Here is a 17108-nt window from a genome sequence, read left to right on the forward strand (position 1 = left end):
CCGTTGAAAGTTTCAAAATAACTATATTTTATTAAAACGGTTCCTTCGTCCCTATGCCAAAAAGACCAGTTTTGACTTTTAGTAGAATCCAAGAAAAAAGAACCCTCCCTTACAGGAAAGCTCTTTCTAAAAAATAATTATGCAACTTATCTAATCAGATTTTATTCTTAACTAACCAGGCTGCACCGATCACACCTGCGTCATTTCCAAGTGTAGCAATACTCAAGTTTGTTGAAGTACGGACGGTAGGGAATGAAAATTGCTTGAAATATTTCACGACAGGGGTTAATAAGATCTCACCCGCTTTGGATACTCCTCCACCAATGACGATCTTTTCAGGATTCAGTGCATTCCCTAAATTTGCGAGGGACAACCCTAAATAGAAGGATAATTGATCAATGACTTCCAGGGCAAGTTCATCATGTTCTCTGGCTGCATCAAAAATATCCTTTGCACTGACTGTTCCATGAGATTCTCTTATTTCACGCAGGACAGACGTTTTCGTGGTCGCATCCAGTTTTTCATTTGCAAGACGAACGACTCCAGTCGCAGAAGCAACCGTTTCCAAACAACCTGTCTTTCCACAGTTACACTGGAATCCACCTTCAGGAACAACGGTAATATGCCCGATTTCACCACCTGCACCTTTCACCCCGTGCACGATATCTCCATTTGTTATGACTCCCCCGCCAACACCTGTTCCAAGTGTCACACAGACAATATCCTTCGCTCCGTCTCCTGCACCTTTCCACATTTCACCCAGTGCCGCGCAGTTTGCATCATTGTCAATAACGGCTGATAATCCTGTTTCCATTTCAAGTAAATCTTTTAATGGCGTATTTTTGTCCCATCCTAAATTAACGGCTTCGTAAATAATCCCTTTCGCCATATCGACAGGTCCCGGCGCACCCATTCCGATTCCGACCAGCTTATCTTTTGACTGATCCAGGTCTTCAAGCTTCTTATCAATCGCTTTAGCAATATCTACAATAATATTTTTACCATTTTCTGATTTATCAGTAGGGATTTCCCATTTATGTAAGAGCTCACCGTATTTATTCAAGAACGCAATTTTTGTCGTCGTCCCTCCTAAATCTACACCGACCAACCATTTTTCTGTCATCTTTATCACCTGTCCTGTTTTTCTTTTTCAATTTCTATTTCATGTCGCAACAAAAACAATGCTGTTTGAAAATCCCGCGTGTCGATCAGCTGGGATTGATAAAGTTCTATAAGTTCGCCTTCCATTAGTTGCAGGTCGGAAAGACGATGCCCAACGTAGATAATGGTTCCATAACTTTTTAATAACTGTTGGATATCATAAATCGTTTTCATAACATACACCCTGCTTTCTATCATTCACATTAAAGTATAAGTGAAAATCCCTTTCTTCTCAATACGCAGCTGTCAAATATCCCTTCTAGGTTCTTTTCACGAAGGTTGTTGTTAAATAACAAAGGGAGATATGACTCTGTCAACCAGAGTGTGCTGGATAGTGAGGGGAACTGCTCCGCTTGCAGCTAGCGTGCGGCGAAGCCTCCTCAGCTTAGCCGAACGGGGTCTCGGCACGCCCGTACTTCCGCAGGAGTCTACGCAGTTCCCCTCACCATCTTTAATAGTTTTTCATAACAGAGTTTAATAGTGAGAAAAACAATTAAAATGATAACAGCCTTTCTAAGAATTTGGTTACGACTTTCAAAACACTGGGGCATGATTAGCAATCGAGAGAATAGTCGTCCAATGTTCCACCACATTATTTATGTGCGTTTTCATTTCTGGTTAAATCCCACCTTGTAGTAGTGTTTTTGTATTCTAGTAGGAAGTTTCTTTTTATGAACAAACTTTCTACAATATGAGCTATTTTTGTGATCTCTTATCTATATTTATAGGCAGTTTGAATGTAATAGCACAGAGTGGATTGTAGCGGAAGGCACTTGACTCCTGCGGGAGATAGAGGAAAGGTCGAGACCCCACAGACGGAACGTCGAGGAGGCTCGACTTCCTCCCCGCGGAAAGGAAGTGCCTGGAGCGGAAAGGAACGGTCAATTTTTTGTTCGCAAAAAACTGATACAAGAAAAAATTCATGAACAGAGCATAGCCTATCTAACAAACAAAAAAAGACCTCCTTAATGGAATCTTCAATAAGGAAATCTCTTCAACTTATATTAACGATCGGGATCTTTCGGGTGTAGGAATCGTGGTCGTCTGTTTTTTAAGGGCATTGGCGAACGCAGGAAGACGTCGCGGAATGCTCTCAGGTTAAACGGAATGAATGGCCACATATAGGGAATATCAAAGGAGTTCATTCTTGAAAGCATAATAATCCATAGCAGTATACCCACAACAAATCCGTACACTCCAAATAATGCAGTGCAGATCAATAAGAAAATCCTGACCAACCGGTTGGCTAAGCTCATCTCATAGCTTGGCGTTGCAAAGGTACCGATTGCTGCAATGGCGAGGTAAAGAATGACTTCGTTAATTAAGAGACCAACTTCCACCGCCACTTGACCAATCATTAACGCAGCAACGAGACCAAGAGCCGTAGCTAACGAAGAAGGGGTATGAATGGCAGCCATCCTTAATATATCGATTCCGACTTCAATGATTAAAAATTGAAGGAATAATGGTACTTCCCCTACATCATTTGGCCCCACATAACTCAATGCTTCCGGCAATAGCTCGGGATGAATCGCAAATAAATAATAAAACGGCAGTAAGAAAATCGAACACCACACAGCGATAAATCTGACAAAACGCAAGTAGGCTCCAACTGAGGGCTTGTTCCTATATTCCTCTGCATGCTGGAGGTGATGCCAAAAAGTTGTCGGCGTAATCAAGACACTCGGTGAGCCGTCCACCATAATAATGACGTGTCCTTCATATAAGTGTGCTGCAGCTGTATCCGGCCTTTCCGTATAACGGACCATGGGATATGGATTCCAGTGGCGCCCGGCAATAAACTCTTCCAGTGTCTTCTCTCCCATGGGAAGTCCATCTGTGTCGATCTTCGATAGGGCATCTTTGATTTTATGGACCAAATTTGGATCGGCAATATCTTCTATATAGCTGACGACTATATCGGTTTTGGATCTTCTCCCAATTTGCATATATTCCATTCGAAGCGAAGGATCACGAACTCTCCTTCTTGTCAAAGCGGTATTAAACACTATCGTCTCGACATACCCGTCCCTTGAACCTCTCACCACCCGTTCGATATCGGGTTCCTGAGGTCCTCTGACTGGATACGTTCTTGCATCAATCATAATGACCTTGTCAATACCATCCACCACAAGGGCTGTCGGACCTGCCAATACTAAATCAATCACTTGGTTCAGATCATCCACTTGCTCGATCTCTATGTAAGGAATGTACGTCTTCAATAATTTTTCTAACGTATCTTCTTCTAATTGTTCAGGACTAAGTCCCGACAAAAGCTTCATCAGATAATGCATAATATCATCTTTAACAAAGCCATCCACTAAAAACATCGCCATTTTTCTCTCAGCATACTCCAAATCCAATTGAATGACATCAAAGCTTTTGTCTACTGCTAAGGTATCCCTTAGATAATTGGTGTTTTCTTCAATCTGAGTAGACACAGGCTTTTTCTTTTGATTTGTCATTAGCCTTCACTCCCAATACCTTTACATGAATTTCCATCTTTACCATCCTAGACAAAGCAGCTAGAAAACATACATCCTATCATATTGATATCATGAGCTTCATACTATTTACTAAATGGACATACTACTGGAGTGAACGAAATGAAACAACGACTAAAAGAAGCCATGCCCTTTCTTGTCATCATGTGCATTGTTGCTCTTGGGATTCAATTTGTTTACAAGCCCCAAACGGAGGAAAGCATTATTTTTTTCCCGATAAATGAACATGTTTCCTATGAATCTGCCACTACCATTCTGATGCTTCAACCCGAGAAGAAAAATGATCATTATGAGGTAAACTGGAAGGTATCTTCAAAGCTTGATACACCTGCCTATTTACGTCAGGATGTCGGCTTTTTATTTATGAACGGAAGACTAAAAGGGCTCATGAACGAATGGGAACAGGACACCGATCAAATTGTTGAGGAGTCAACCATAAAGGGAAAAGAAAGCAGCCTCCTTCAAGCTGTGTCTTTCCATTATTCTGAAATTCATGAAACGGAAACAGATTTTACGAGTGCCCAGAAAATGTCTGAAGATACATTGTACGTAATTGACTCTAATTTCAGCCCTTTAAACGCCTTCCGACAACCCGGTACAGATGCAGAAATAGAATGGAAGAAGATACTGGACAAAGTGACCTCTCAACAACTAGACTATCTTTGGGAAAAGGCAATTGCTTCCATGCAAATCCCTATGGAAGACTATACATCCTTTCCGTTAACTCAACTCCCTACATTAGAAAATCAACCTTTGGAAGGATTCACGGAGCAAGAATGGGAACGTGTAATAGGAAACCTATGGGAAGGACTTTATAAAAACTATTATTTAGGAATTAAAAAAGAGGACGGCTCTGTCATTGAGTCGATAGACAGTGCCATCCCACTTATATTAGTGAAAAAAGATCGAAAGGAAGTTCTCGTGTTACTGATTGATAAAAACGGAGAAGCTTCTTTACTTAAACAACAGATTTCCATTTAAGTGCTCTCCTGTAACTCTTTATAAAGTTTTTCATAATTTTCATCCTGCCTATTTAATTCATAGGCTTTTTTTGCATGAACAAGAGCTTCCTTTCTGTCACCTGAGTCGATGAGAATTAACGCAAGATTGTAGTGAGCTTCATGAAACTCACCATTTTCTTCGATCGCAGCTCTCAAATGATCTTTTGCTAGTGCTAATTTGTTCAGCTTGATTTCAGCGTATGATAAGTAGAAATATGTCTGTGCATTTGGCGCTCCTTCTTCAACCACCGGGAGAAGGATCGTTTCCGCTTCCTCCCACTGTTGATTGGAAATCTTTTCTTGAGCCACGCCATTCACGGTATTAACGTCCCAAGAGGTTGGATCTGCACCAATACCCCTCGATACAAGAACTCCAACAAGCAGGATACTTCCCACCAGAAAAAGCAATTGACGCAGTGGGCGGTGACTATTCGGCAAGCTGACAATTCCTGCTGCTAGAAAACCTCCCACCAACCCTCCGATATGGCCGGCATTATCAATTCCCGGGATAGTAAACCCCAGGACTAAATTCAACAGGATGACCGCAATAATATTGGTACCGATCGTTCTAAAGAAAACCTTCGGATATAATACACCGAAATACAGCAGTGCACCGAAACAGCCGAAGATTGCTCCACTGGCTCCTGCAGAGAGATTGGAAGTGAAAAGGAAGCTGGCCAGAGATCCCGTGATTCCCGATAGCATATAAATGAAGATGAATCTGAGACGTCCGAACATTTTCTCCACTGCCATTCCCAAATAAAATAGTGCAAGTGTGTTCATAAGTAAATGAAGTATTCCTATATGGAGAAAGATCGGGGTTACAAGGCGCCACCACTCCCCTTCAATCATGAGGGGGTTGTACTTCGCACCGAACTCAATCAGTGTTTGTGGGTCCTTGCTTCCACCATTTAGTTCAAGAATTAAGAACATGATCAATTGGAGTGCAATGAAGAAATAGGTAAAAAGCGGCTTTCCTTTTTCAAACAGCTGCCTTTCCTTTTGTATCTGTTTGGAAGAAGAAGTCATGGTCATGCTTTTAATCCACTCTACATTGGCATCCAATACTTCAGGGGGGAGCTCCCATTCCCCTTCATTGAAAAATGGGTCATTCCTAAGCGTTTCTATACTGTGATCACCATGAAGAAGAAGTGGCTGAACGGATGTCTTTTGATAGTTCAGGGATTCCTGGAATAAATCCGGATTTGCATCTACAGGCGGATAAGTAGAGACATAGATATTCTTCATTTGAAGCTGCCTTTTTCCAAGGGATTTTCTGATTTTCTCCCCATTCACCGACGTCAATTCCATATCCCTCTTGACCCAGTTTCCCCAATCCAGATCTTTCAGGACCATTCGAATGACATTCGCTTCTTTCTCTCCGGTGTTCTCAAGCCATATTTCATCCTGATTGGGTGAGAGATTAAGAATTCTATAGCGTTTATTCTCAACCAAATGGTAAGCTATCTTCCAAAACAAATAATGATAACGTAAATCCACATCATCCACTACTTTCTTTTTTAAGGAATCCTATTCTCCCCCTACTATACCGAACCTTTTCTTAAACTGTAAAACAAAAAGACTGTAAGAGGGATTTCCCCCCTTACAGTCTTTTTGACTGTTATCCTCTGAATGCACCTTGAATGAATTTAGAGCGGATACCAGGTATGCCCATCGCTGCTTTCACAGCAAATTTTCTGATCAGAAAGTTCCCTAGAAGTACATTCAACAGTCGATATCGATTCGGAATCAGAAAAAGAACCAAACCGCCCAGCACTAACCATTTTGTCCATCCGTTCATGATGATCCCTCCTGCTAGTAGTTTGGATCAATATAGAGAAGCTTATCCCACTAAATTACAAGGAAACGATACTTTCTTTCGTTACCGTCAATAGAATATGAGCATAAGTGCTCCTGCAAAAAGACTCGAAAGCGCATTCACTGTCTCATTGTTCATGAGCGGGAACCCTTTCGTCCTTTCTGTGTGATGGTCACAATGTACGGATGACTCTGTTCGAAGTGCGCAGACCTTACACCGGTACTCAAGCTGTGCGAACGCGCCAAGTAGTGTATCCAGGATATTTCCTAAAAAGCCTGAAAGGAGAAGAAGCAAAAAGAGCGATACATCCATGACATTCAACAAAATCAATGATGCTAGTGAGATAAGGGCTGCTCCAAAGATAGCCGCTGCTGTACCAAGGCCGGAAACAGCACCCGATGTGCCTTTGGGAACTCTCGTGAACGTTCTTATGGAAAACGGCATTTTATGACTGAGAGGACCGATTTCAGAGGCCCATGTATCAGCGTTTGCCCCCGCGATTGACGCAATGAAGGCGAGTGTCCAGACTTCGTTTCCCGTTACACTGAATAATATGGCAAAGAGGGCTGCAGGTCCACCATTCGCCAACACTTGCTGCCAGTCCCTAATGGACGTTTTCGCTAAGCGCTCCTCGATTCCTAGCTTGCTTTTCTTAAAAAGGCGAGACCATATACTCGATGACAGGAAGAATACGCCTAATATAAACAGCCCACTAAACCCATATGACCATCCAATAGCCAGGCCTACCATTATGGCCATTACAGCGCCTGAAAGACTTAAATTACTGGTTTTCCATCCTGCTATGGCGATAGTGAAAATAATAAGGAGAAGAAAGAAATACTCATTCATCACAATCGATTCGTCCCTTTTCCGTCAAGATCGTTCCTACGGGAATGTCGAAAGATTCGATTGGCAATGTATCGACCATTTGCTCCACAAAGGCAAGAGACATCGTCAGACCTGAATAACTTGAGAGTAACCTGTCATAATATCCGCCGCCAAACCCCAGACGATAGCCCTTTTCTGTATAAGCTAAACCTGGAACGATCATCAATTCAATAACATCATTATGTACAATGGTTGACTTGTCGGGATTCGGTTCATACAAATCAAAATAGGATTGTTCGAGCTGGTGGAAATCATGAAGCTCAAAGAAGACTAATTCACGGTTTTTTGGAAAACATTTAGGGACTACTATCGTTTTCCCTTCCTCCCAACCCCGTTTGATAATAGTCCACGTATTGATTTCCGGAGGCTTTGAAATGGTCACCGCTACGGTGTTGCACTTCTTCCACTCAGGAGATTCAAAGAGTAATTGTTCTATTCTAAAACACTTTTGTTGAAACGCGATATGATTGATTGATTTTAATGATTGAAGCTGAAGATTCCGTAGTTCTTTTTTAGACATACTATCCCTCCATACTACTATACAGATATTATTTTAATGGATTCTCTATGTAATTGCGATGTTGTAACAGTTATGAGCATAAAAAAAAGCAGCGGATAAAATCCGGCTGCTTATTTCGTTTCGCGGTGAAGAGTCACACGCTTTAATTTCGGGCAATATTTTTTTAGCTCAAGACGGTCTGGGTTGTTACGCTTGTTCTTTGTAGTAATATAGTTACGCTCACCAGTTTCTGTGCAAGCCAAAGTAATGTTTACACGCATTATTGTTTCCCTCCAAACATATACATCTTCTACTATTCATACGACTTTTCTATAATATCACTTTTCTTTCGGAAATGCTAGTCCGTTTTTTATTCTATCGCTTAAATTTGAAACCTCTTCCTCCAATGCTCCTTCAATGGCATACACTTTGCCTTGTTTCACTTCAAAAGGCTTGAATGAGAAGTCTAACATATAGACCATCATATTAAGGCCATTGGTGATCGGATAGTAGTAAAGGCTTCCGTTACTCAGGGATTTCTTCCATAATTGTAAGCCTTTCAAGTTGAGGGGATAGATGGATTTCTTAACAGAGCCCGCGCAGGAAACAATGTTCGTGATGGCAACAAGTTTACCACTGTAATTCCAGAACGTATCCTTGGATAGTGATAATACCCCAACTCCATCTTCTTTACAGGCGAGCCATTCAATTAGAAAGAAAACCTTTAGATGCCTGCTTTCCTTTGTGGTATTTTCCATTTCAAAGGCCAAGGATTCCCCCCATCCTTCAATATGTTCATGAATGTTCACACTTATGCCGGTAAGAGAGGTTAGTTTCTCTGAGTAAAGGGGTACATATTCATTATTCCTGGTCCAGGCTATTCCTTGTATATGGAATTTTCCATTCGGATTCTCCTTCATTAGCCTCTACACCTTTTGCCAGATTTTTATTTTTTTTCCATAATATCTGGCAAGCTCCCTTGCCAGATTTCGTCTGTCAGCTTTGGAATAAATGATGAATCCTCTTTTTGGATCACTGATGATTTTCGTTCGGCCGCCATCTCTATGGTCAAAAACGATCTCTTTCTGACTGGAGGAAGACGGAACGGTTTCCAGTAATTTAGCAAGGACGATGGGCTTTTTACCATTTGGACACGCTACTTGAAGTCTGGTGATGAAAGGCTCAATAAAGTCTTTAGAATGGTGGAGGCCTTTTTTTAAGGAGGGGGGAGAATATTGTCCCCTCATGAGGTCATCACGGGCGCATTTATATTCTTCCGGGTTTCCGATATCTCTCCAATAAGCATTTGTTTTAAAAACATAGACCTCCTCATTGTTCGTAAGAAGCTGAGGAATGAAATCCTGACCGAAATCCCTCGCTCCTAAATGAGCATAGCGATCGAGCAATCGTGGATCTAACATATATACCCCCGTATTCACCTCATTTCCTACCCACTCTTCCGGCTTTTCAGTAAAGTTAACCAATTTACGATTTTCGTCTGTATGACAAATCCCATATTCTTTTGGGTTCTCAACTTCTTTTGAGACAACGGTCATTACCGCTCTTTTCTCGTAATGGAATTCAATGACTTTATCTATTGGAATATTCGTGAATGCATCTCCACTTAACACCAGGAACGGTTCACGAAGTCTGTGCCTGGCGAGGAAGATCCCTCCTGCTGTTCCAAGTGGGGATTTTTCCTCAAGGTAGGTAATGTTTACATTGAAACGCTTCCCATCACCAAAATAGTCTTTAATCGTTTCACTTTTGTAACAGGTCGTGATGAGAATATCTTTAATGCCATAGGACCTGAGGAGGTTGATGCTGTATTCCAGAATTGGCTTATTCAAAATCGGAACCATCGGCTTTGCAATCGACATTGTATAGGGCCTTAACCGCTTGCCTTCTCCACCTGCCAATATCACGGCCTTCATCTTTTTATGCCTTCTACTTTTGATTGAAGCAGTACATCATCGTATACGTGGATGGTTTGTTCAGCGATCCGATCCCAACTAAACATGGATTCAGCCATTTTGAAACCGAGATTCCCTAATTGCTCCGATTTTGAAGGGTTTTCAATTAATGAGACCAATTGTCCATAAAGGCTTTGTTCATGATTGGGCTCAAATAATAAGCCGGTTTGTTCATGTTTCACGATTGATTTTAGTCCTCCTGTATTGGATGCTACCACTCCTTTACGGAAAGCCATCGCCTCCAGGGCAACAATGCCGAATGGCTCATACAGGCTTGGGAAAATGACCGCTAAACAATTTTTCAAATAGTCATTCCGCTCCCTATCAGAAATGTATCCGATGAAGGACACACAATCACTCAGGTCTTCATGGGCTACCATTTGTCGATAATGCTCTAACATCGGTCCTTTTCCTGCTATGACAAAAGAGATGTTGAATCCTTCTCTCTTTAACTGTGAGGCTACCCTGATTATCGTGTCGAACCCTTTCTCATGAACCATCCGCCCGATCGAAAAGAAATACGGGGTGGATGGCCGTTCAATGCTATAAGGAGAAGATTGATAGAGCTTCTCTAACTCCACGCCATTTGGTATTACAGCGACTGGTGCTTCGATTGTAAATAAGCTCTTGATTTCGTCCTTCATATGCTCACTGCACACAATAAGGTGGTCAGATGCACGAATGAGAAGCTGCTCTTCCCGGTGAATCTTGTGTTGCAAATCGGTATATATTCCTTGATTGCGTCCATGTTCTGTAGCATGAATGGTTGTGATGAGAGGAACCCTATAGTACTCTTTCAGTTTCATTGCTGAAGTGGAGACAATCCAATCATGGGCGTGAATATGAGTGATTCTTTCATCTCTTATTAGATCATGAGCGTAATGAATGAACGCCTGATTTAAATCAAATACCCATTTAAAGAAGTCTTCTTCATATGGATGCAGGGGGTGCACCCGGTGAATCGTCACACCTTCCATTCTTTCAATAGCCAGGGCATCATTGGCTTTCGTTGTAAGTACATGCACCTGTTTCCCTTTTTTCACAAGATTATTTGCCAGATCATACACATGCCTCGAGAGTCCCCCCACGATATTCGGCGGGTATTCCCATGAGAGGATCAGAACGGAATCCTGTTTCATTCCTTTTTCTTCTACATTGCCTGCGAAAAGCTTTTCAAGGACTTCATCAGATGGAAATGGAACGACCCTCTTACGATGAAGGAATAAGTGTTCATCAACCAGACCTTCCGTTACCATATCAAGTAAGCTGTCAAAATGAATAGTCGTCAGGCTAGACTCGATATTCGTCCCTTCCAGGCTAGCGATCCATTCCCTCATTAGTTGATGTGCGACCTCTGTCTGTCCTGCAGATGAATACAGATCGTCAAGTTTCTCTTCCATACGATGAATGATTCGAATATTCTTCATGGCCGTGTCAGAAAGAATAGGGGTTTGCTTCTCCATCCCAAGATATCCGAAACCTACTCTGGAAAGAGCAGTGGAAGAATCCATCTTCTCCTCTAATGAGTGTGTGGACTCCCCTTTTATCCATTCATCATAGCTTGAATGATCCTCGATGAAAACAACGGAGAGTGAATGACCGTTCTCTTCTAATGCCCCGATTCTTCCTTCTGAAACCGGTATTAACTTTAACCCCCTAGGTGTTCTAATGACACCGCTGTCCTTCTCTTTTTCACTATGTTCATACGAGTATGAGGAAATAAATGTGAATTCGATTCCTTGTTTAGTAAGGTATAGGTCAATTCCAGGAACATACGCTGCACGTGGTAACCAAAAAAACTTCGGAATCATTTGGAAATACTGCTTATACAATAATGTACTCATGCGCACCTGAGATTCAATCGCCCTCGGAGTCCTGTAATGTGTCAGTGGAAATGAGCTTACAGTCGTAGGAATCACGGTAGCTTTACCTTCTACCACCAGACTCTTATAGGCTTGTACGAAATTCATGTCATGGGTCGACCACTGTGAATAGACCAGCTGCCATTTACTCTTTTCATGCGGCTTTGCTTGTAGAAGGTTGGATTGAATGATTGAGTGAGCTTTCTCCTTAAACTCTTCACTCATAAAAAGTGAGAAGAGGATAGGGTTCATCACGACTGGTATTGAGGATGCTCCGTTACGCTGCAGAAGATCTACCAATGCACTATTTTCGAGAAGGATAGAAGTGAGTATGTCTTCCCGTTCGTTCCATTGTGAAAAAGCCAGTTCGTTAAATTGTGGATAAATCATCACTGCGGAAAGTCCTTTCATGCCTTTTCCTCCTGATTCATTACATAATACGAATAGGTGCTCACATGCTCCACCCATTTCGGTTCTTTAATTAATCCTTGCTCATATTCAAATAACTCTTTCATACTATGATACTCCTGCTGATGGGACGTTCTAGGGGTGTGGAGTACATTGGACCGGGTGAATGCAACAAAGTCACCTGATGGTATGCGTAATCCAATTTCCATACAGTAGCTTCTGTTTTCCTTTAGGCCATTTACAAACCAATCACTCTCCGTATGGGGAACATATGAATCGGAGTATGTGTGATGATTATGTCCGTTAAAAGAAATCGATGTAATATCATATAAACGAAGGACAAATGGTTGAGGGTCAGCATTCATTTTAAAATGGCTTTTCACATGGCGAATCCATTCTTGAGTAATGTTCCAATAGCAGTAGATTCTGGATGACGTAGAGAACATGATCGATAATTCAGTGGCTCGTGGGTTTTTCGCACGGGGCTTAGGCATCTTTCTTCCAAAGGAAGCTCTCCCAACCCGTTTTTTGGGTATTTTCGGCTCAATCACTTCTACAGGGGCAACCTCATTTGCAGTAGAGTTTCCCTGAGCCTTCTGGTACTTCACCCATTGATACTGAACTTTACCGACGGTAGTATTCAGCTCTTTGGCAATTTTCCTGAATGACACTCCTTGTTCTTTTAACCGAATGATTTCTGTGATCAAAACAATTCCTCCTAAAGAGTAACCAAATATTATATATTTTCAATCTAAAAATTATGACAATTATCTATAATTTCATCGTAACACCCTATTCAAAAACCTACAATAAACGCATTTTGTCGTATCTTGTTATACGTGGAGATAGTGGGGTTTATCATGCATTTTTTTTACAAATTATTATGCTGGAATGATATTAAAGCGATTACATTATCTGAACGACAAGATTCTTTCATAATTGACCAGTGGGATTCGACAAAATATTGGTTCTTTCCACAAATTTATCCTTCTATCTTATAGAGATAAGCCATTATCTATGCTATAACTAAAGGAGAATAATACTGCATGAGGTGATATAGTGGATTTACTATTCATTGGATTAGTAAGCTTCTCTATCCTATTACTTGTCATTTCGTTTTTCCAACGGGATCGGTATCGTGATATTGAAAAAGACATAGAAGAATTGTCAATGAATGTTCTTCAAGAGCATTATCAATTAAAGAAGAGAATAAGGGTACTGGAAGAAGAGTTGATGGTGAATGGCGATGCTCCTTTACAACGAACATCACCTGTCAGGAAACCCATTCATGAGGTTGTGAAAAATCAAGTCATTGCACTGTATCAACAAGGGATACCTGTCGAACAAATCGCAAAGCAATCTGCACTTTCTAAATATGAAGTTCAGCAACTTATTTCGAAGCTATAAAAAGATGGTCATGAATGAACCTTACATTCACTGACTAACATGATACTCAATAGAATGCATAGAAAAAGCTGTCCTTGTGGGACAGCTTTTTTTTAAAAGTGTCTATTCATTCAAGTCGTAACGACGGCCTTTCACTAAATAGAATACACCTTCTGCAATGTTCGTTGAATGATCAGCAGCTCTTTCAAGATAGCGGCAGATGAATGAAAGTTGGGTAATCTGAGCCGTGAATTCAGGCTTTTCTTTATTGAGAGTCAGAAGCTCTACAATCGTTTCACCATATAAGTCATCCACCTTATCATCCATATCAGCGATTTTCTTTGCTTTCGCCACATCTTCTTCGACAAATGACTCTAATGTAAGCTGAATCATTTCAGATGTGATGGCATGCATTTCTTTAATATGATGAATCGGTTTGATCAGAGGTTCATTACCAATACGGATCGTTGATTTCGCTACGTTCACAGCGAAATCTGCGATTCTTTCCAAGTCTGAAGCAATTTTGATAGCCACGATGATTCTTCTTAAATCAGTTGCCACCGGTTGTTGCTTAGCTATAGTCAGAATGGCTAAATCATTGATTTCCTCTTCCAGATCATCGGCTTTCTGGTCTCCTTCGATAATGGCAAGCGCCGTATCAACATCCTTTTCTTCTAACGCCACGATACTTCTCTCAAGTGCAATCTTCGCAATATTACCCAAATCCATTAGTTTGGTTTGCAGCTCTTTCAAATTCGCATCAAATTGTCCTCTTACTGCCATGATTATACCCCTTCCTCTTTCAACACTTAAGCTTCTCAATAGTAGGAATTAAACATCCAGTGATATTTATCCTTCTTCAAATGTGAATTAACCGAAACGACCGGAGATATAGTCTTCTGTACGCTTATCAGATGGAGTAGAGAAGATTTTATCTGTTTTGTCAAATTCAATTACTTCCCCGTTCAGGAAGAAAGCTGTGCGGTCTGAAATACGTGCAGCCTGTTGCATATTATGAGTAACAATAATAATGCTATATTCTGTTTTTAACTCTTGAACCAGTTCTTCAATCTTTAATGTAGAAATCGGATCCAGAGCAGACGTAGGTTCATCCATCAGAATGACGTCCGGCTCAATAGCAAGGCATCTTGCTATACAGATACGCTGCTGTTGTCCACCCGATAGACCATATGCATTTTGATTCAGGCGATCTTTGACTTCATCCCAAATCGCTGCTCCCCTTAAGCTTTTTTCCACAATTTCATCCAGCATTTTTTTGTTTTTAATTCCATGGATACGGGGACCGTACGCAATGTTGTCATAAATCGACTTAGGGAACGGATTAGGTTTTTGGAAGACCATTCCCACCTTTGTTCTTAATTCCTCGACACGATAATTACGATCAAAAATATTACGCTCACGATAAAAGATATCGCCTGAAGTTTTTACGCTTGGAATCAGCTCGATCATACGATTTAATGTTTTAATATAAGTGGATTTCCCACAACCGGATGGACCGATGATGGCCGTCACTTCATTTTCCATAATATCTAAATCAATATTTTTTAACGCGTGATTCGTACCGTACCATAAGTTAAGCTGCTTTGTCTGATAAACGGGCTCTTTACTTACCGAACTATTGATCTTTCCTTTATTATTGTTGTTCACCATTGTTGTTTCCATAATTGAAAGCCTCCTTCATCCATTAAAAACCAATAAATAAGAGATATTAATATCTTTTTTGAAATTTATTACGAATCAACACTGCGATCGAGTTCATTAGTAACAGTAAGCCTAACAGGATAATAATACCTGCTGCTGCTACATCATGGAAATCTGCTTGTGGCCGTTTCGTCCAATCGTAAATTTGCATTGGAAGTGCTGTAAATGTATCCAAGATGGAACCTGGTGTAAATAGTAAAATCGTTGGTACCCCAATAACGACGAGTGGAGCTGTTTCTCCGATTGCACGGGAAAACGCTAAAATGCTTCCTGTCAGAATTCCGGGAATTGCGGCTGGTAATACGACTCTAGTAATAGTCTGCCACTTTGTAGCTCCCATACCATACGATGCGTCCCTTAACTCTCTTGGTACAGAACGAATCGCTTCTTGTGCTGCAACAATAATGACAGGCAGAATAAGCAAACTCATCGTCAAACCGGCTGCCAGTACACTTTGACCAAGGGCAAAAGCCCGGGCAAAGATCGTTAAACCTAAAAGACCAAATACAACGGAAGGAACACCTGCAAGGTTAGAAATATTAACTTTGATAAATTTATTGATTTTGTTTTGTTTAGCATATTCTTCTAAATAAATGGCCGTTCCCACTGCTAATATGAATGAAACGATGACAACAACGAACATCAGCCAGATCGTTCCCATAAAGGCTGCATAAATCCCTGCTTTTTCGGGGAACCTCGATCCCACATTTTGTAAAAATTGCAGATCCAAGTATCCAATTCCTTGAGTGAATACCCGATATAAAAGTACAGCTAACACGACTAAGCCAAATAAAGTCGCCAGGAAGAAAAGCCCTTTAAAGACGCTATTCACCATTAGTCTGGAAGACATCTTCTTTAAGACATTTTCATGATTGATATACTTCATGATTAATACTCCTCTCTGAATCGCTTAGAGATGTATTGGGCAAGCAGGTTCATACCAAGCGTGAATAAGAATAATGTGAAACCTACTGCATAAATACTATAGTAAATCGTCGTTCCATACCCTGCATCTCCTGTACTTACCTGAACGATGTACGCTGTCATCGTTTGGATGGAATCAGTAACATTCCAAGAAAGGTTTGGAGAAGCTCCTGCAGCAACCGTTACAATCATGGTTTCTCCAATTGCACGGGAGATGGCAAGAACAATCGATGCAACGATGCCTGATACAGCAGCGGGCAAAACAACCTTAAGTGCCACTTCTAATTTAGTTGCCCCTAATGCCTGTGCACCTTCACGTATGGAATTCGGAACAGACGACATCGCGTCTTCAGATAGAGAAGCAATCATGGGAATAATCATGATCCCCACTACAATTCCAGGACTTAATGCATTAAATATACTTAATCCAGGTATAAATGACTTCAATAAAGGAGTAACAAATGTTAGAGCAAAGAATCCAAATACAATCGTTGGAATCCCCGCTAACACTTCTAATATCGGTTTGATGAACCGTCTTGAACGATCCGTTGCGTACTCACTCAAATAAATGGCGGAAGCAAGTCCTATCGGTACTGCTACCACTACAGCTATTCCGGTAATCTTCAATGTGCCCGAGATTAAAGGAATGATTCCGTAACTTGGATTCTGAATGGAAAAAGGAAACCATTCTGTTCCTGTTATGAACTCAAATACGGATACTCTTGAAAAGAATGTAAATGTTTCAAAGATAAGAGTAAATACGATACCTATGGTTGTTAATACTGAAACCCCGGCTATTGCAAACAAGATCCATGGTATAGACTTTTCAACAGAACGATTTATGCCTTTACCACTTTTTTGTGCAATCATCTCTGAAACAGAGTATGATGATCCTTTTGAATTTGTAGCCATATAATGCAAACCCCTTTCATCCACATGACAAGATGAGAAGCAAGTAATC

General features: G+C 40.9%; 18 protein-coding genes. 2 read left to right on the plus strand and 16 right to left on the minus strand.

From position 1 onward, the window contains the following. Window positions 1–154 precede the first annotated feature (154 nt). The 3 genes from ACXAF2_RS04320 to ACXAF2_RS04330 form a co-directional block, all read right to left on the minus strand. Window positions 155–1123 carry an ROK family glucokinase gene (locus ACXAF2_RS04320; RefSeq protein WP_475137526.1) on the minus strand — a complete coding sequence of 323 codons (969 nt, stop codon included), beginning with the start codon at window positions 1121–1123 and terminating at the stop codon, window positions 155–157. A 5-nt stretch (window positions 1124–1128) separates the two neighbouring features. After that, window positions 1129–1335, minus strand: coding sequence for a YqgQ family protein (locus ACXAF2_RS04325; RefSeq protein ID WP_148969671.1), 207 nt, complete (start codon window positions 1333–1335; stop codon window positions 1129–1131). A gap of 830 nt (window positions 1336–2165) precedes the next feature. Beyond that, complete coding sequence (locus ACXAF2_RS04330; protein WP_148969672.1) at window positions 2166–3626, minus strand: spore germination protein; 1461 nt, start codon at window positions 3624–3626, stop codon at window positions 2166–2168. Between the two features lie 141 nt (window positions 3627–3767). Here ACXAF2_RS04330 and ACXAF2_RS04335 point away from each other — a divergent pair, with 141 nt between their 5' ends. Then, window positions 3768–4646: a hypothetical protein gene (locus tag ACXAF2_RS04335; protein WP_475137527.1), complete on the plus strand. Its 879-nt coding sequence runs from the start codon at window positions 3768–3770 to the stop codon at window positions 4644–4646. Here ACXAF2_RS04335 and ACXAF2_RS04340 read toward each other — a convergent pair. From ACXAF2_RS04340 to ACXAF2_RS04380, 9 genes are all read right to left on the minus strand, one after another. Beyond that, window positions 4643–6166 carry a rhomboid family intramembrane serine protease gene (locus ACXAF2_RS04340; RefSeq protein WP_475137528.1) on the minus strand — a complete coding sequence of 508 codons (1524 nt, stop codon included), beginning with the start codon at window positions 6164–6166 and terminating at the stop codon, window positions 4643–4645. The two genes, ACXAF2_RS04335 and ACXAF2_RS04340, sit on opposite strands and share 4 nt — an antisense overlap. 121 nt (window positions 6167–6287) lie before the next feature. Continuing rightward, window positions 6288–6467 (minus strand): hypothetical protein, encoded by a 180-nt coding sequence (locus ACXAF2_RS04345; protein WP_148969675.1) that lies wholly within the window; start codon window positions 6465–6467, stop codon window positions 6288–6290. Window positions 6468–6554: 87 nt separating this feature from the next. Continuing rightward, a complete protein-coding gene (locus ACXAF2_RS04350) occupies window positions 6555–7334 on the minus strand; it encodes a DUF92 domain-containing protein (RefSeq protein WP_475139098.1) in 780 nt (259 codons plus the stop codon). Then, window positions 7327–7893, minus strand: a complete 567-nt coding sequence (locus ACXAF2_RS04355; protein ID WP_475137529.1) for a 5-formyltetrahydrofolate cyclo-ligase — start codon at window positions 7891–7893, stop codon at window positions 7327–7329. Before ACXAF2_RS04355 ends, ACXAF2_RS04350 begins: the two co-directional genes overlap by 8 nt. A gap of 110 nt (window positions 7894–8003) precedes the next feature. Then, window positions 8004–8153, minus strand: a complete 150-nt coding sequence (gene rpmG / locus ACXAF2_RS04360) for a 50S ribosomal protein L33 (protein ID WP_064091498.1) — start codon at window positions 8151–8153, stop codon at window positions 8004–8006. A gap of 57 nt (window positions 8154–8210) precedes the next feature. Beyond that, complete coding sequence (locus tag ACXAF2_RS04365; protein ID WP_475137530.1) at window positions 8211–8792, minus strand: hypothetical protein; 582 nt, start codon at window positions 8790–8792, stop codon at window positions 8211–8213. A 6-nt stretch (window positions 8793–8798) separates the two neighbouring features. Next, window positions 8799–9806: a nucleotidyltransferase family protein gene (locus ACXAF2_RS04370; protein ID WP_475137531.1), complete on the minus strand. Its 1008-nt coding sequence runs from the start codon at window positions 9804–9806 to the stop codon at window positions 8799–8801. Then, on the minus strand, window positions 9803–12118 hold the full coding sequence (locus tag ACXAF2_RS04375) for a glycosyltransferase family 4 protein (protein ID WP_475137532.1): 2316 nt from the start codon (window positions 12116–12118) through the stop codon (window positions 9803–9805). The genes ACXAF2_RS04370 and ACXAF2_RS04375 overlap by 4 nt, the downstream gene beginning before the upstream one ends. Further along, window positions 12115–12822 (minus strand): DUF4912 domain-containing protein, encoded by a 708-nt coding sequence (locus tag ACXAF2_RS04380; RefSeq protein ID WP_475137533.1) that lies wholly within the window; start codon window positions 12820–12822, stop codon window positions 12115–12117. The genes ACXAF2_RS04375 and ACXAF2_RS04380 overlap by 4 nt, the downstream gene beginning before the upstream one ends. Before the next feature lie 352 nt (window positions 12823–13174). Between ACXAF2_RS04380 and ACXAF2_RS04385 the strand changes: the two genes are divergently transcribed. Beyond that, complete coding sequence (locus ACXAF2_RS04385) at window positions 13175–13522, plus strand: helix-turn-helix domain-containing protein (protein WP_475137534.1); 348 nt, start codon at window positions 13175–13177, stop codon at window positions 13520–13522. 102 nt (window positions 13523–13624) lie between these two features. Here ACXAF2_RS04385 and phoU read toward each other — a convergent pair whose 3' ends face one another. From phoU to pstC, 4 genes are all read right to left on the minus strand, one after another. Next, window positions 13625–14284: a phosphate signaling complex protein PhoU gene (gene phoU, locus ACXAF2_RS04390; RefSeq protein ID WP_475137535.1), complete on the minus strand. Its 660-nt coding sequence runs from the start codon at window positions 14282–14284 to the stop codon at window positions 13625–13627. Window positions 14285–14371: 87 nt separating this feature from the next. After that, entirely contained in the window at window positions 14372–15172 is an 801-nt protein-coding gene (pstB, locus tag ACXAF2_RS04395; RefSeq protein ID WP_475139100.1) for a phosphate ABC transporter ATP-binding protein PstB, read from the minus strand. Between the two features lie 58 nt (window positions 15173–15230). Beyond that, window positions 15231–16109, minus strand: a complete 879-nt coding sequence (gene pstA / locus ACXAF2_RS04400) for a phosphate ABC transporter permease PstA (protein WP_427596534.1) — start codon at window positions 16107–16109, stop codon at window positions 15231–15233. A 2-nt stretch (window positions 16110–16111) separates the two neighbouring features. Next, window positions 16112–17017 carry a phosphate ABC transporter permease subunit PstC gene (gene pstC, locus ACXAF2_RS04405; RefSeq protein WP_475139102.1) on the minus strand — a complete coding sequence of 302 codons (906 nt, stop codon included), beginning with the start codon at window positions 17015–17017 and terminating at the stop codon, window positions 16112–16114. Window positions 17018–17108: the final 91 nt, after the last annotated feature.

Source organism: Rossellomorea sp. ABR4_004 (assembly GCF_056159585.1).

Excerpts from the sequence above, each read along its gene's own strand:
- ACXAF2_RS04320 (WP_475137526.1), bottom strand. The coding sequence starts at position 1,123 with ATGACAGAAAAATGGTTGGTCGGTGTAGATTTAGGAGGGACGACGACA.
- ACXAF2_RS04325 (WP_148969671.1), bottom strand. The coding sequence starts at position 1,335 with ATGAAAACGATTTATGATATCCAACAGTTATTAAAAAGTTATGGAACC.
- ACXAF2_RS04330 (WP_148969672.1), bottom strand. The coding sequence starts at position 3,626 with ATGACAAATCAAAAGAAAAAGCCTGTGTCTACTCAGATTGAAGAAAAC.
- ACXAF2_RS04335 (WP_475137527.1), top strand. The coding sequence starts at position 3,768 with ATGAAACAACGACTAAAAGAAGCCATGCCCTTTCTTGTCATCATGTGC.
- ACXAF2_RS04345 (WP_148969675.1), bottom strand. The coding sequence starts at position 6,467 with ATGAACGGATGGACAAAATGGTTAGTGCTGGGCGGTTTGGTTCTTTTT.
- ACXAF2_RS04350 (WP_475139098.1), bottom strand. The coding sequence starts at position 7,334 with ATGAATGAGTATTTCTTTCTTCTCCTTATTATTTTCACTATCGCCATA.
- ACXAF2_RS04355 (WP_475137529.1), bottom strand. The coding sequence starts at position 7,893 with ATGTCTAAAAAAGAACTACGGAATCTTCAGCTTCAATCATTAAAATCA.
- rpmG (WP_064091498.1), bottom strand. The coding sequence starts at position 8,153 with ATGCGTGTAAACATTACTTTGGCTTGCACAGAAACTGGTGAGCGTAAC.
- ACXAF2_RS04365 (WP_475137530.1), bottom strand. The coding sequence starts at position 8,792 with ATGAAGGAGAATCCGAATGGAAAATTCCATATACAAGGAATAGCCTGG.
- ACXAF2_RS04370 (WP_475137531.1), bottom strand. The coding sequence starts at position 9,806 with ATGAAGGCCGTGATATTGGCAGGTGGAGAAGGCAAGCGGTTAAGGCCC.
- ACXAF2_RS04375 (WP_475137532.1), bottom strand. The coding sequence starts at position 12,118 with ATGAAAGGACTTTCCGCAGTGATGATTTATCCACAATTTAACGAACTG.
- phoU (WP_475137535.1), bottom strand. The coding sequence starts at position 14,284 with ATGGCAGTAAGAGGACAATTTGATGCGAATTTGAAAGAGCTGCAAACC.
- pstB (WP_475139100.1), bottom strand. The coding sequence starts at position 15,172 with ATGGTGAACAACAATAATAAAGGAAAGATCAATAGTTCGGTAAGTAAA.
- pstA (WP_427596534.1), bottom strand. The coding sequence starts at position 16,109 with ATGAAGTATATCAATCATGAAAATGTCTTAAAGAAGATGTCTTCCAGA.
- pstC (WP_475139102.1), bottom strand. The coding sequence starts at position 17,017 with ATGATTGCACAAAAAAGTGGTAAAGGCATAAATCGTTCTGTTGAAAAG.